The 13,554-nt window shown below is 69.9% G+C and carries 14 protein-coding genes; 6 read left to right on the plus strand and 8 right to left on the minus strand.

Annotated features, from left to right (window positions below; genetic code table 11):
- Positions 1–13 precede the first annotated feature (13 nt).
- Positions 14–835, minus strand: a complete 822-nt coding sequence (locus tag F4560_RS31010) for an SAM-dependent methyltransferase (protein ID WP_312869581.1) — start codon at positions 833–835, stop codon at positions 14–16.
- A gap of 145 nt (positions 836–980) precedes the next feature.
- Between F4560_RS31010 and F4560_RS31015 the strand changes: the two genes are divergently transcribed.
- Both F4560_RS31015 and F4560_RS31020 read left to right on the plus strand, forming a co-directional pair.
- Positions 981–2,102: a pentapeptide repeat-containing protein gene (locus tag F4560_RS31015; RefSeq protein ID WP_376775364.1), complete on the plus strand. Its 1,122-nt coding sequence runs from the start codon at positions 981–983 to the stop codon at positions 2,100–2,102.
- Position 2,103: 1 nt separating this feature from the next.
- On the plus strand, positions 2,104–3,093 hold the full coding sequence (locus F4560_RS31020; protein WP_184926145.1) for a pentapeptide repeat-containing protein: 990 nt from the start codon (positions 2,104–2,106) through the stop codon (positions 3,091–3,093).
- Here F4560_RS31020 and F4560_RS31025 read toward each other — a convergent pair.
- On the minus strand, positions 3,037–3,921 hold the full coding sequence (locus F4560_RS31025) for a LysR family transcriptional regulator (RefSeq protein WP_184926147.1): 885 nt from the start codon (positions 3,919–3,921) through the stop codon (positions 3,037–3,039). The two genes, F4560_RS31020 and F4560_RS31025, sit on opposite strands and share 57 nt — an antisense overlap.
- Before the next feature lie 150 nt (positions 3,922–4,071).
- Between F4560_RS31025 and F4560_RS31030 the strand changes: the two genes are divergently transcribed.
- Both F4560_RS31030 and F4560_RS31035 read left to right on the plus strand, forming a co-directional pair.
- Positions 4,072–4,917 carry an aldo/keto reductase gene (locus tag F4560_RS31030; protein ID WP_184926149.1) on the plus strand — a complete coding sequence of 282 codons (846 nt, stop codon included), beginning with the start codon at positions 4,072–4,074 and terminating at the stop codon, positions 4,915–4,917.
- A gap of 219 nt (positions 4,918–5,136) precedes the next feature.
- Entirely contained in the window at positions 5,137–5,931 is a 795-nt protein-coding gene (locus F4560_RS31035) for a lysozyme (RefSeq protein ID WP_184926151.1), read from the plus strand.
- Positions 5,932–5,991: 60 nt separating this feature from the next.
- Here F4560_RS31035 and purL read toward each other — a convergent pair whose 3' ends face one another.
- The 4 genes from purL to F4560_RS31055 all read right to left on the minus strand — a co-directional run bounded on the left by purL (position 5,992) and on the right by F4560_RS31055 (position 9,923).
- Positions 5,992–8,253, minus strand: coding sequence for a phosphoribosylformylglycinamidine synthase subunit PurL (gene purL / locus F4560_RS31040; protein ID WP_184926153.1), 2,262 nt, complete (start codon positions 8,251–8,253; stop codon positions 5,992–5,994).
- Positions 8,253–8,975: a phosphoribosylformylglycinamidine synthase subunit PurQ gene (gene purQ / locus F4560_RS31045; RefSeq protein ID WP_184926155.1), complete on the minus strand. Its 723-nt coding sequence runs from the start codon at positions 8,973–8,975 to the stop codon at positions 8,253–8,255. Before purQ ends, purL begins: the two co-directional genes overlap by 1 nt.
- Positions 8,972–9,211 carry a phosphoribosylformylglycinamidine synthase subunit PurS gene (gene purS / locus F4560_RS31050; RefSeq protein WP_033428368.1) on the minus strand — a complete coding sequence of 80 codons (240 nt, stop codon included), beginning with the start codon at positions 9,209–9,211 and terminating at the stop codon, positions 8,972–8,974. The genes purQ and purS overlap by 4 nt, the downstream gene beginning before the upstream one ends.
- 229 nt (positions 9,212–9,440) lie before the next feature.
- Positions 9,441–9,923 (minus strand): hypothetical protein, encoded by a 483-nt coding sequence (locus F4560_RS31055; RefSeq protein WP_312869583.1) that lies wholly within the window; start codon positions 9,921–9,923, stop codon positions 9,441–9,443.
- 347 nt (positions 9,924–10,270) lie between these two features.
- On the opposite strand from F4560_RS31055, the gene F4560_RS31060 reads away from it, so the two are divergent.
- Together F4560_RS31060 and F4560_RS31065 are read left to right on the plus strand one after the other, a co-directional pair.
- Entirely contained in the window at positions 10,271–11,242 is a 972-nt protein-coding gene (locus F4560_RS31060; RefSeq protein WP_184926159.1) for an NAD-dependent epimerase/dehydratase family protein, read from the plus strand.
- Positions 11,243–11,293: 51 nt separating this feature from the next.
- Positions 11,294–11,905, plus strand: coding sequence for an MBL fold metallo-hydrolase (locus tag F4560_RS31065; protein ID WP_184926161.1), 612 nt, complete (start codon positions 11,294–11,296; stop codon positions 11,903–11,905).
- On the opposite strand, the gene F4560_RS31070 is transcribed toward F4560_RS31065, so the two are convergent.
- Both F4560_RS31070 and F4560_RS31075 read right to left on the minus strand, forming a co-directional pair.
- Positions 11,827–12,546, minus strand: a complete 720-nt coding sequence (locus F4560_RS31070) for a DUF2334 domain-containing protein (protein ID WP_184926163.1) — start codon at positions 12,544–12,546, stop codon at positions 11,827–11,829. The two genes, F4560_RS31065 and F4560_RS31070, sit on opposite strands and share 79 nt — an antisense overlap.
- Positions 12,547–12,648: 102 nt before the next feature.
- Positions 12,649–13,539, minus strand: a complete 891-nt coding sequence (locus F4560_RS31075; RefSeq protein ID WP_184926165.1) for a phosphoribosylaminoimidazolesuccinocarboxamide synthase — start codon at positions 13,537–13,539, stop codon at positions 12,649–12,651.
- Between the last annotated feature and the right edge of the window lie 15 nt (positions 13,540–13,554).

Here is a 13,554-nt window from a genome sequence, read left to right on the forward strand (position 1 = left end):
TTCAGGCCCGTCATCAGGGCTTCCGCCCGACTCCAGCGAAGCCGAGGAAGTGCGCGGCGCCCTCGTCCACGTCGTCCGGCGACTCGGGATGCCACAGCGGCAGCCGCGCCACACCCGGCTCCACCAGGTCGAATCCGCCGAACAGGTCCTCGACCTCGCGCTTCTTGCGGTACCGCATCTCGCCGACGCCGCGGTTGTACGTCGTCTTGGCGTCGTCCCAGGCGGGATCCCACTCGCCTTCCTCGTACCCGGCGTGCGAAATGGCCAGGTAGCTGCCGGACGGGACGGCCTCGCGGTAGGCGGCCACCACGCCGTTGGGGTCCTCGGAGTCCTGGACGAAGTGCAGCAGCGCGACCATCAGCACGCCGATCGGCCGGTCGAAGTCCAGCAAGCCCTGCACCTCGGGCGACTTCAGCACCCGCTGCGCGTCCCGCACGTCGGTCTGGAGCACGCCGACCAGCTCGTTCCCGGTCAGGATGGCCCGGCTGTGCGCGACCGCGACCGGGTCGATGTCCACGTACACCACGCGGGCGCCCGGGTCCGCGGCCTGCGCGATCTCGTGCACGTTGCCGACCGTGGGGATGCCGGAGCCCAGGTCCAGGAACTGCCGGATGCCCTGCGACAACATGTACCGCACCGCCCGGCGCAGGAACGCGCGGTGGTTGAGGATGTTGGTCCTGAGCACCGGCACGTCCGCCAGCACCTTGTCGCCCACGGCCCGGTCGACGGCGAAGTTGTGCGCGCCGCCCAACCAGTAGTCGTAGACCCGCGCGATGCTCGGGCGGCTCAGGTCGATGTCGCCTGGCGCCCAGGTCGGCCGCTCCACGCTGTCCACCCGACTCACTCCTCGGCCACTCGTGTCCCACCGTTGCGGTGACACCCACATCATGGGCCAATCCGGTGAGTTATCACACCGTTCCGTCACCGCGAGTTCCGAATCAGCCCTCCCCGACGTGATCACCGGTAAGAATGACCGCCTTGTGGGGTACCTGTGGATCGCGGGCGCGGTCGTCGTGGTGGTCGCGGTCGTGCTGCTGGTGGTGCAGCACCTCCGCAAGGGCAGCCTGCTGATGCCGACGCTGGCCGGGGCCATCGGGGCGTTCATGCTGGTCGCGGGCTGGTTGGTCCTGGTCGATCCCACCGCGCCGAAGAACGAGGCGGTCAAGACCGGTGGGCTCGCGGGCGGTGCGCTGGTGGCGCTGTACGCGCTCTGGCTGAACGACCGGCGGCGGCGCACCGACGAGGAGCGGCAGCGGATCGAGGTCGCCCGGCAGCAGTTGGAGGACGCGCGGGCCGACCACGACCGGTCGAGGGTCGCCGACGAGAGGTTCGCCCGATCGGTTGAATTGCTCGGGCACGACGCCGAGCAGGTGCGGGTGGGCGCGATGCACGCGCTGGCCGGCCTGGCCCGGTCACGCGGCGAGTACACCCAGACCGTGCTCGACGTGCTGTGCGCGTACCTGCGGCGCCCGTTCGCCGAGAAGGACTCGATCAACCCGAAGTCCAAGGACGAGCGTGAGCTGGAGGTCCGGCTCACCGCCCAGCGGTTGATCGCCGACCTGCTGCCCCACGACGACGCGAAGGCCGCCGGGACCCCGCACTACGACCTCGACCTGACCAGGGCGTACCTGGAGTACTTCGACATCTCCCACCGCCAGGTCGGCAGCCTGACCCTGCGTGCGGCGCACCTCAAGCAGTCGAACTCGTTCCACCACACGGTCGTGCACGGCGGCGCGTGGTTCACCGACGCGACGAGCGACGGGCGGCTGTACCTGCACCACATGGTCTTCCACGGCAAGGCGTGGTTCAGCCGGTTCACGTGTCACGACAACATCGACTACACCGCCACGAGGTTCCTCGGCCCCAACAAGTTCGCCGGGGTGGAGTTCACCGCGCCGGTGAGCTTCGAGGGCTGCGAGTTCGCCGAGCCGATCGACTTCGAGAACGCCCGGTTCAGCGGGGGCCTCAAGCTCGACCTGGCGAAACACGCGGTGGCGCGCACGCACGCCATGTACGTGTCGCTGGAGCACGAGAACGTCCTGCCCGATGGCTGGGTGGTGGAGCGCCGCGAGGGCGGCGTCGTCGGACTGGTCAGGAGCTGACGTGCGCGGACGCTGGTTGTTGGTCGCGAGCGTGCTCGCCGCGATCCTCGTGACGATCGTGACGACCGCCGTGCTGATCATGGTGGACCCGAAGCAGCCCAAGGCGGAGGCGATCAAGACCGGCGGGCTGGCCGGTGGCGCGATCGTCGCCCTGTACGCGCTGTGGCTCAACGACCGGCGGAGGCGCACCGAGGAGGCACGGCACGAGCTGGAGGGGCAACGGCTCGGGCTGGAGAGCGAGAAGGTCGCCGACGAGCGGTTCGCCCGTGCGGTCGAGCTGCTGGGCCACGACGCCGACCAGGTCAGGGTTGGTGCGATGCATGTCTTGGCCGGGCTGGCCCGCACCACGCCCCGGTACAAGCAGACCGTGTTGAGCGTGCTGTGCGCGTACCTGCGGCGGCCGTTCACGCACCCGTCGTTCGACGAGAAGGCCGACGACCCGGACCAGGCCTATTTCGGCGAGAAGGAGCGCGGCGACGTCGAGCCGGAGGACGACCGGGAGATGACGGTCCGGATGACCGCGCAACGGCTCATCACGGACCTCCTGCCGTGGGGCAGCGATCCGGACGAGACCCAGTACCACCTGGACCTGACCGCGGCGAACCTCTCGTACTTCCGGCTGGAGGGCCGCCGGTTCGGCCGGCTCGTCGCCCGGCGGGCCCAGTTCTACGGGATCACCGCGTTCCGCGAGATCGTGCTCACCAAGCCCGCGCTGTTCTCCGGCGGCACGTTCCACGGCCGGGTGGACTTCCGGGACGGCCGGTTCGAGGGCGGCATCTCGTTCCAGGACACCACGTTCAAGTCGAAGGTGGACGTCACCGGCGCGAAGGTCGGCACGTTCCTGCACGTCGCGCCCCAGCCGCCCGACGTGCAGATCGGCGACCTGGAAGTGCTGGCGGGCACCGCGTTCCGCGTCGACCCGGCGGGCTGGCGGCTAACCGGCGACGGGCAGGCCCCGGCCGGCCTCGACGACCATGTCCAGCAGGACTGACGCGGCAGCGCTCACGGTGGACGCGGTGACGACCGCGGTCTCGGCCATCGGGGCGTCGACCAGGTCCACGAACACCGCACGGGTCGGCTTCCCGGCGAACGACCGGGGCACCAGCGCGACGCCGAGGCCGAAGCCGACGAAGTCGAGCAACGAGTGCACGTCGTTGACCTCGACCGCGACCTTGCGGTCCACCCCGGCGGTGGCGAGCGCGCGGTCCACGTCGTCGCGGGTGCCCCAGTCCGGGTTGAAGTCCACGAACGGCTGACCGGCCAGCTCGGCGAGCCGCACCGACTCGCGTCCCGCCAACGGCAGCTCCGGCGCGCACGCCAGCACCAGCGGCTCACTCGACAGGGTGGACACCTTCAGGTCGTCACCCACCCGCCCGGCCGTGACGAACGCGAGGTCCAGCCGTCCGGCTCGGACGAGGTCGACCAGCTCGCCCGACCCGGCCTGGCGGAGCCGGAGCTCCACGCCGGGGTGCAGTTCGTGGAACCTGGCGAGCACGGCGGGCAGGTGCACGGCGTGCAGGCACTGGATGCTGCCGACGGACAACGTGCCGCGGAGCAGCCCTTGCACCGCGGCGACCGCGTCACGGGCCGCGTCGATCGTGCCCAGCGCACGCCGTGCCTCGACCAGCAACGCACGGCCGGCCTGGGTCAGCTCCACCTGGCGCGTGCTGCGCACGAACAGCGGCGCGCCCAGCTCGACCTCCAGTGCCCGGATCGAGGCGGAGAGCCCCGATTGGGCGACGTGCATCCGCCGGGCCGCCCGGGTGAAGTGGCACTCCTCGGCCACGGCCACGAAGTACTCAAGCTGTCGAAGCTCCACGATTCATCACCCATACTGCTGAATGGCATCAGGTCCTTCTGTTGGACAGCTTAATGCGTACCGCCCAAGCTGGTGGGGCACAAGTTGACCGCGAGGTCGCGGAGCAGCGGCAATCCAACACGGGCAATCCACCACAGGAGGGACTTACAGATGCTGACTCGTCGTATCGGAGGAGTCGAGGTCAGCGCCATCGGCCTGGGCGCGATGCCGATGTCGCTCGAAGGCCGCCCCGACCGCGCCCAGTCGATCGAGACGATCCGCACCGCGGTCGACAAGGGCGTGACGCTGATCGACACGGCCGACGCGTACTCGGCCGACGACAGCGACTTCGGGCACAACGAAGAGCTGATCGCCGAAGCCCTGAAGGGCGTCGACGGCGTCATGGTCGCCACCAAGGGCGGCCACACCCGGACGTCCGGCGGCGGCTGGGACGTGAACGGGCGCCCGGAGTACCTGAAGGCGGCGTGCGACGCGTCGTTGCGCCGGCTGGGCGTCGACGCGATCGACCTGTACCAGTTCCACCGGCCGGACCCGGCCGTGCCGGTCGCCGAGTCGGTCGGCGCGCTGGCCGAGCTGCTCGACGCGGGCAAGATCAAGCTCGCGGGCGTGTCGAACTTCGACCCGACGCAGATCCGGCAGGCGAACGAGATCCTGGGCGGTCGGCTGGCGAGCGTGCAGAACCAGTTCTCGCCCGCGTTCCGGTCCAGCGAACCGGAGCTGGAGCTGTGCGCCGAGCTGGACATCGCGTTCCTGCCGTGGAGCCCGCTGGGCGGCATCAGCGCGGCCGGTGAGCTGGGCGCCCGGTTCACCGCGTTCGCCGAGGTCGGCCGGGCGCACGGCGTCAGCCCGCAGCAGGTGTGCCTGGCGTGGATGCTCGCCAAGGCGCCGCAGGTGGTGCCGATCCCCGGTTCCTCGCGGCCGGCGAGCATCTCCGACTCGGCCGACGCGGTGCACCTCGAGCTGTCCGAGGAGGAGTTGCGGCGCCTGGACGGGTGAACAGCGGATGCGGAACCGGACGAATGGCCTGACGATCCAAGCCTGACGTATCAGTACCGCCGGCCGAATGGGGTGCGTTGATGGCGACGCAGGGTGGCACTGGGCCAGTCGGGGTTGCTCCGTTTTCGTGACCAATTCACATAAAGCTTGGCGAATTGGTTAGAGGTGCAGCACACTGCCCAACGAGTCAACACCCTGCACTGGCTCAAGGAGTAACCCATGAAGAAGCTCGCACGCTCCGCCACCGTCCTCCTGGCCTGCGTCGGTCTGGCCCTGCCCGGTTTAGCCGGCACCGCGCAGGCCGCGCCCGTCGTCGAGGACCACGCCATGGGTTCGCAGATCGCCAAGCACGAAGGACGCGGCGACCAGCGGATCGTCATCAACACCGACCCGAGCGCCCAGGCCGTCGTGTACGGCATCGACGTCAGCGGGCACCAAGGCAACGTCAACTGGACCTACTGGTGGGGCCAGGGCAAGCGGTTCGCCTACGTCAAGGCCACCGAGAGCACCACCTACCGCAACCCGTACTTCGCCCAGCAGTACAACGGGTCCTACAACGTCGGCATGATCCGCGGCGCCTACCACTTCGCGCTGCCGGACCGGTCCGCCGGCTCGACCCAGGCCGACTTCTTCGTCAACAACGGCGGCGGCTGGTCGCGTGACGGGAAGACCCTGCCCGGCGCGCTGGACATGGAGTACAACCCTTACGGCTCAACCTGTTACGGGTTGTCGAAGGCCAGCATGACGACGTGGGTCCGGTCGTTCAGCGACCGCTACCACTACCGCACCGGGCGCTGGCCCGTCATCTACACGTCCACCAGCTGGTGGAACCAGTGCGTGAGCGGCGACTTCAGCTCCACGAACCCGCTGTGGATCGCGCGCTACTCGTCCACCGTCGGCACGCTGCCATACGCGTGGGGCTACTACACGTTCTGGCAGTACTCGTCGTCGCCGATCGACCAGAACCAGTTCAACGGCGCCTACGACCGTCTCCAGGCGCTGGCCAACGGCTGACGCTCGCCGAGGTGTGGTTGAGGAGCACTTGGCCGTGCTCCTCAACCACCTCCATCGGACTCAGTCGAACAGCGCGGGGAGGGTGCCCTCCCAGGCCTCGCGCAGCTCGGCCAGCGGCAGCGAACCCAGCTCCTGGAACTCCAGCGCGTCGGACTCCGGGTCCACCACGCCCACCTTGTGCCACGGCAGACCGCGCGCCGTGCACATGTCGGTGAACCGCAGTTCCTCCGTGCGCGGCACGGCGACCAGCACGCGGGCCGTCGACTCGCTGAACAGCTCGGTGAACAGGTCGCCCTCCAGGAAGACCCGGGCGCCGACCTCGCCGATCAGGCACGTCTCCACCAGCGCCTGCGCCAGGCCGCCGTCGGACAGGTCGTGCGCGGCGGACAGCATGCCGTCACGCGACCCCGCCACCAGCACCTCACCCAGCAGCTTCTCCCGCTGGAGGTCCACCTTCGGCGGCAGACCGCCCAGGTGACCGTGCACCACGTGGGCCCACTCCGAGCCGCCGAACTCAGCGCGCGTCTCGCCGAGCAGCAGCAGCGTCTCGCCCGCTTCCGCGCCGATCCCGGTGGGGATGCGGCGGCGGACGTCGTCGATCACGCCGAGCACGCCCACGACCGGCGTCGGCAGGATCGCCGTGGCGCCGGTCTGGTTGTAGAAGCTGACGTTGCCGCCGGTGACCGGGATGCCCAGCTCGACGCACCCGTCCGCGAGGCCCTTCACGGCCTGCTCGAACTGCCACATCACCGCCGGGTCCTCGGGCGAGCCGAAGTTCAGGCAGTTGGTGACGGCGACCGGCGTGGCGCCCGTGGTCGACACGTTCCGGTACGCCTCGGCCAGCGCCAGCTGCGCGCCCGCGTACGGGTCGAGCTTGGCGTAGCGGCCGTTGCAGTCCGTCGACAGCGCCACGCCCCGGTTGGTCGACTCGTCGATCCGGATCATGCCCGAGTCGGACGGCTGCGAGAGCACCGTGCCGCCGCGCACGTAGCGGTCGTACTGCTGGGTGACCCACCGCTTCGACGCCAGGTTCGGCGACGCGGCCATCGTCTTGACCAGGTCGAGCAGCTCTTCCCGCGCGGGCTTCGCCAGCTTGTCCGGCGTGTCGGCCTGGAGCGCGTCCTGGTCGGCCGGGCGCTCGATCGGCCGGTTGTACACCGGGCCCTCGTGCGCGACGGTGCGCGGCGGCACGTCCAGCACGATCTCGTCGTGCCAGGTGATGACCAGCCGGTCGCCCTCGGTGACCTCGCCGATCTCGGTGGCGATGACGTCCCACTTCGCGCAGACCGCCATGAAGGCGTCCAGGTCCTCCGGCCGCACGACCGCGCACATGCGCTCCTGCGACTCGCTGGACAGGATCTCCGCCGGCGTCATGCCCGTGGCGCGCAACGGCACCCGGTCCAGGTAGACGTGCATGCCGCCGTCACCGGCGCTGGCCAGCTCCGACGTCGCGCACGCCAGGCCCGCGCCGCCCAGGTCCTGGATGCCGACCACGATGCGCTCGGCGAACAGCTCCAGGCAGCACTCGATCAGGACCTTCTCGGTGAACGGGTCGCCCACCTGCACGCTGGGCAGCTTCTTGCGCTTGCCCGCCGTGTCGTCGAACGTCTCGCTCGCCAGCACCGACACGCCGCCGATGCCGTCGAGGCCCGTGCGCGCGCCGAACAGGATGACCTTGTTGCCGGTGCCCGAGGCGTGCGCCAGGTGCAGGTCCTCGACCCGCATTGCACCCACGCACAGGGCGTTGACCAGCGGGTTGCCCGCGTAGCTCGCGTCGAACACGACCTCGCCGCCGATGTTCGGCAGGCCAAGGCAGTTGCCGTAGCCGCCGACGCCGGCCACGATGCCCGGCAGCACGCGGCGGGTGTCCGGCGCGTCGGCCGGGCCGAACCGCAGCGGGTCCATCACGGCCAGCGGACGCGCGCCCATCGCCAGGATGTCCCGCACGATGCCGCCCACGCCCGTCGCCGCGCCCTGGTACGGCTCGACGTAGGACGGGTGGTTGTGGCTCTCGGCCTTGAACGTGATCGCCCAGCCGTCGCCGATGTCGACCACGCCCGCGTTCTCGCCGATGCCCGCGAGCATCTTCTCGCGCATCTCGTCGGTCGTGGTGTCGGAGAAGTACTTGAGGTGCACCTTGGAGGACTTGTAGGAGCAGTGCTCGCTCCACATCACCGAGTACATGGCCAGCTCGGCGTCCGTGGGGCGGCGGCCCAGGATGTCCTTGATGCGGGCGTACTCGTCGTCCTTCAGGCCCAGCTCCTTGTAGGGCTGCTCCTGGTCGGGCGTGTTCTCCGCGTTCTTGACGGTGTCGACGGTCATCACGCCTTCACCACCGAGTCGACGAGGGACAGGAAGATGCCGAGCCCGTCGTCGGTCGGCCCGGTGAGCGCGTCGATCGCGTGCTCGGGGTGCGGCATCAGGCCGACGATCCGGCCGTTGGCGCTGGTGATGCCCGCGATGTCGTTGCGCGAGCCGTTCGGGTTCTCGCCGACGTAGCGGTTGCGATCCCCACCAGCCTCGCCCGGCTGGTGCTGGTCCACAACGTAGCGGAACACGACCCGGCCTTCGCCCTCAAGTTCGTCCAAAGTGGACTGATCGGCCTGGTAGCCGCCCTCGCCGGACTTGAGCGGGACGAGGATCTCCGCGCCGTTGTCGTAGCGGGACGTCCACGCGGTGGCGTTGTTCTCGACCTTCAGCCACTGGTCGCGGCACACGAAGTGCAGCTTGTGGTTGCGGATGAGCGCGCCGGGCAGCAGGTGGGCCTCGCACAGGATCTGGAAGCCGTTGCAGATGCCGAGGACCGGCATGCCCTTCTTCGCCGCGTCGATCACTTCCTGCATGACCGGGGCGAACCGGGCGATCGCGCCGCAGCGCAGGTAGTCGCCGTAGGAGAACCCACCGGGCACGATGACCGCGTCGACGTTCTTCAGGTCGTGGTCGGCGTGCCAGAGCCTGACCGCCTCCCCACCCGCGTACTCGACCGCGCGGGCCGCGTCGACGTCGTCCAGCGTGCCGGGGAACGTGATGACCCCGACCCTCATGCCTCTACCCGCCTCACGACCCAGTCCTCGATCACCGGGTTGGCGAGGAAGGTCTCGGCGATCTTGGCGAGTGTGGCGTCGTCGACGTCGTCGGCGACCTCCAACTCGAAGTGCTTGCCCTGGCGGACACTGGTGATTCCGTCGAACCCGAGACGGGGCAGCGCGTTGGCCACCGCCTGTCCTTGCGGGTCGAGGATTTCGGGCTTCGGCATGACGTCGACGACGACTCGGGCCACGACAGGCTGCTCCAAGCTAGGAGGGCTGGCGGTACTCGCGGAGCCTACCTGACCTGGGTGTTCATCATCTTCACAGGTGGCGGGCAGCACACGTTCACCTAGGATCACCCGATCGTGATGCGGCGTTTCGGAGCAGGTTCCTGCTAACCTGATCTCGCCAAGGCCCCGTAGGCCGAGGAAGTGAGCACGGCACCCGTCCGGACGGTCGGCGGCCGTGCTTCGCGCTTTCCTAGGGCCAGTCGAGCCGGATCACCGAACCGATCACCGGGGTGACGCGACGCGTCCAGTCGCCACCTGCGCCGTAGCTCCATGCTGCGATATCGGCCAACCACACCAATGGATCACTCGCACTGTCGAAGTGCTCGTACAGCAGGCCGCTCTCACGCGGGCGCTTACCCAACACGTCCCGAATGGTTCGGATGTCATGCTGGTCTCGGCCCGACCTGCTGTCGAGCACAAGCCGCCGGGCATCGACGTCGAGCAGGTCGTCCACCAGCCGCGTCAGGCAGATTCGGCGGGCGATCTCCTCGCTTCGGCGACAATCGGCCCGATAGATGTCAACGCGCACTTCGAGTTCCACCACGCGCGACAGGATCAGCTTCCGCCGCTGCGGTGTCTCTCGCTGAAAGTGCAGCTCGCGCTGGCCGGGAAAGAGCAGCCCTCGCAGCGCTTTGCGCAGTGGGGCCAGATCACCGAGGTCCACCAATGCCACAGCCAGGAGGTAGGTGTCGTTTCGACGGGACTCGTCAACGAAAGCTTGCACACTCACGGCGGTCTATCGGCACCTCTGCTGCGCACCTGGAACAGTTCCGCCCGAACGTGTGTTCGGTCGCCCCAGTGGTCCCATATCAAGGCAGCTTCACCCGTCGGGAATTGGATTTCCGGCGCATTCCTTCGCTAAGGTCAACGCAGCCGAGGCCCGTAAGCCGAGGAAGTGAGCACGGTCCCCCTCCCGGACGGTTGGGCGGCCGTGCTCGCGCTATTTCCGGACAGTGTTCGGGTGTTCGCTTTCGGCGGACGCGGTGGCGGGCGGGGCTGGGGCGACGCAGGGTGGGGATCATGCGCATCCTGGTGCTCGGTGGCACGGTTTTCCTCAGCAAGGCGACTGCCGTCGAGGCGGTCCGGCGCGGGCACGAGGTGGTCTGCGCGGCGCGTGGGGAGTCGGGGCGGGTGCCAGACGGCGCGACGCACGTCGCCGTCGACCGGAACGTCGGGCTCGGCCCGCTGGTGGGCTCCCACTTCGACGCGGTCGTGGACGTGGCCAAGATGTCCGTCACCTGGGTCCGGGACGCGCTGAGATCGGTCACCGCCGACCACTGGACCTTCATCTCCAGCTGCTCCGCCTACGCCGACCACTCCACCCCCGGCAGCACGGCCACCTTCGCCCCGCTGGAAGACGACGCCGACGCTCCTTCGTCCCCCGACCGCTACGGCGCGATCAAGGTGGCAAGCGAGAACGCCGTCCATGACGCGCTCGACGGCCGCGCCTTCATCGTCCGCGCGGGCCTCATCACCGGCCCCGGCGACCCGAGCGACCGGTTCGGCTACTGGCCCAACCGGCTCGCGCGGGGCGGCCGGGTCGCGGTCCCCGACGCGCCCGACCAGGCCGCCCAGCACATCGACGTGCGCAACCTCGCAACCTGGATCGTGGACGCCGCCGAACACCGCGTCACCGGCACCTACGACGCCATCGGCCCGGCCAACCCGCTGTCCCTCGTCCTCGGCGAGATCGCGGGCGCGGTGGCGCCGCAGGGCACCGAATTGGTCCGCATCCCCGAGCCCGTCCTCCAGCGGCACGGCGTCGCGCCGTGGGTCGGGCCGCGTTCACTGCCGCTGTGGCTGCCGCCGACCCACCGCGCGATGATGTTCCGCGACGCGGGACCGGCACTGGCCGCCGGCCTCCGGGTCCGCCCCACGTCCGACACGGCGCTGGACACGCTGGAGCACGAACGCGCCCTCGGTCCCGACCGCACCCGCCGCGCGGGGCTGACGCCGGACGTCGAGGACGCGCTCCTGCTGGACGTCGGCTGAGCGAGCACCCGCCAACCCGGGTAGAACGACACGCAGAGGAGGTCCACCCCCATGCTGATCATCCACTTCGGACACTCGTGCCTGCTTGTCGACACCGGCGAGGCCCGGCTGCTGTTCGACCCCGGCACGTTCTCGACGGGGTTCGAGCTGGTCGAAGAGCTCGACGCGATCCTGATCACGCACGACCACCCCGACCACGTCGACACCGGGAAGCTGCCCAGCCTGCGCGCGGCCAACCCCGGCGCCCGGCTGATCGCGCCGTTCGACCTCGAAGGCGCGGAGATCGTCAAGCCCGGCGATTCCCTCGACATCAAGAACACCGCGGTGAACGTCGTCAACGCGCCGCACGAGGTCATCCACCCGACCATCGAACGGCCGTTGAACGTCGGCTACCTGGTCGACCACGGCGCGTTCTACCACCCCGGCGACTCGCTGACCGTGCCCGACCAGCGCATCGACATCCTCGGCCTGCCCACCGCCGCACCGTGGATGAAGGTCTCCGACGCGGTGGACTTCCTGGCAAAGGTCGGTCCGCGCAAGGCCGTGCCGATCCACGAGGCGATCCTGGCGAAGACGGAGCTGTTCTACCGCGTCCTCAAAGGCACCGCGCCGGAAGGTGTGGACGTCGTCGTGCTGCCCCGCGGTGAGGCGATCGAGTTGTAGGTGGTCGGGGACGCGCCGTGGTGCAGCGCCAGGTCGACGGCTTCCAGCAGCACCTCGCGCTGCCCGATGTGGTCGAGCGACGCGGCGTCCACCCCGATCCGCACGAGCCCGCCACGCCGCGCCGCCCGGCCGACGCCGAGCAGGTAGCTCCAGTGCTCGCTGACCATCCGCACCCGCCCCGGCTGGACCGAGCCGGTGCGCAGGTTCCGCACGCCCGCCATGTCCGCGCACACCACGAACCGGTGCCGGCGCAACGCGACCACCGTTCCCGGTGAGGCCAGCCAGCACGGCGGCGCGAACACGTCGGTGGCCAGCCCCAACCGTTCCAACCCGGTCCGCGCGGCGACCAGCCGCAGGCCGGCCTCGTGCGCGGGCAGCGCGGAGAACTCGGCACGGCGGCGCAGCGACACCGCCCGGTGCGTCGGGTCCGGCTGGTGGTCGAAACCGTGCAGGACCAGCGCATCGCCCGCCGCCACGCGGTGGCGGACCCAGGTCAAAGCGTCACCGGGCACGGCCTTGCGGGGCGCGAGGAGCAGCGACAACGGCACCCGCCGCCGGTCCAGTTCGTCGGTCAGGTCGGCGCATCGGGCGAGCGTGCTCGGTCCGATGCCGGACAGCGAAACCACGAGGTCGGCGACCATGCCACCCAGTGCGCCGCACCGGCGTGTCGGCCGCTCTACGACCAGGTGACCAGCCGATGCGGAACCGGCGAACTTATGCCGGACCGGGCCTCGTCCGGGGCCTTATTCCGGGCTGGGCCACTCGGCGAACGAACGGCCGGTGATCCGCTCGTACGCCTCGACGTACCTGGCCCTGGTGGCGGCGACCACGTCGTCCGGCAGCGGTGGCGGCGGGGTGTCGGAGGCGCGGTCCCAGCCGGAGGCGTCCGAGGTGAGCCAGTCGCGCACGTACTGCTTGTCGAACGACGGCTGCGCGCGCCCCGGCTCGTACCCGTCCGCGGGCCAGTACCGCGACGAGTCCGGCGTCAGCACCTCGTCGCCGAGCACCAGCGTCCCGGACCGGTCCAGCCCGAACTCGAACTTCGTGTCGGCCAGGATCACGCCGCGCGACCGGGCGTACTCGCGCCCCGCGCCGTAGACCTCCAGCGTGGTGTCCCGCAGACGGGTGGCCAGGGAAGCGCCCACCGCCGCCTCGACGTGCGCGTACGACACGTTCTCGTCGTGCGACCCGAGCTCGGCCTTGGTCGCCGGGGTGAAGATCGGCGGGGTCAGCTCGGACGCCTCGACCAGGCCCGACGGCAGGTCGATGCCGCACACCGACCCGGTCTGCCGGTACTCGGCCATCCCCGACCCGGTCAGGTAGCCGCGCGCCACGCACTCCACCTGGACCATCTCCAGCCGACGCACCAGCAGCGCCCGGCCGCGCACCTCGGCGGGGATGCGCGGGTCGTCCCACGCCACCAGGTGGTTGGGCACCAGGTCCGCGAACTTCTCGAACCAGAACACGCTCATCGCGGTGAGCACCCGACCCTTGTCGGGGATCTCCGTGGTCAGCACGTGGTCGAAGGCGGAGATCCGGTCGGACGCCACGAACAGCAGCAACTCGTCGTCCACCTCGTGGATCTGACGGACCTTGCCTGCGGCGACCTGCCGGTATTCAGCGAGCTTGGGCACGGCCCGAAGAGTACT

The organism is Saccharothrix ecbatanensis, from assembly GCF_014205015.1.
In the GTDB taxonomy this organism is placed as follows: domain Bacteria; phylum Actinomycetota; class Actinomycetes; order Mycobacteriales; family Pseudonocardiaceae; genus Actinosynnema; species Actinosynnema ecbatanense.

Excerpts from the sequence above, each read along its gene's own strand:
- F4560_RS31030 (WP_184926149.1), top strand. The coding sequence starts at position 4,072 with ATGCTGACTCGTCGTATCGGAGGAGTCGAGGTCAGCGCCATCGGCCTG.
- F4560_RS31035 (WP_184926151.1), top strand. The coding sequence starts at position 5,137 with ATGAAGAAGCTCGCACGCTCCGCCACCGTCCTCCTGGCCTGCGTCGGT.
- purL (WP_184926153.1), bottom strand. The coding sequence starts at position 8,253 with ATGACCGTCGACACCGTCAAGAACGCGGAGAACACGCCCGACCAGGAG.
- purQ (WP_184926155.1), bottom strand. The coding sequence starts at position 8,975 with ATGAGGGTCGGGGTCATCACGTTCCCCGGCACGCTGGACGACGTCGAC.
- F4560_RS31060 (WP_184926159.1), top strand. The coding sequence starts at position 10,271 with ATGCGCATCCTGGTGCTCGGTGGCACGGTTTTCCTCAGCAAGGCGACT.
- F4560_RS31065 (WP_184926161.1), top strand. The coding sequence starts at position 11,294 with ATGCTGATCATCCACTTCGGACACTCGTGCCTGCTTGTCGACACCGGC.
- F4560_RS31070 (WP_184926163.1), bottom strand. The coding sequence starts at position 12,546 with ATGGTCGCCGACCTCGTGGTTTCGCTGTCCGGCATCGGACCGAGCACG.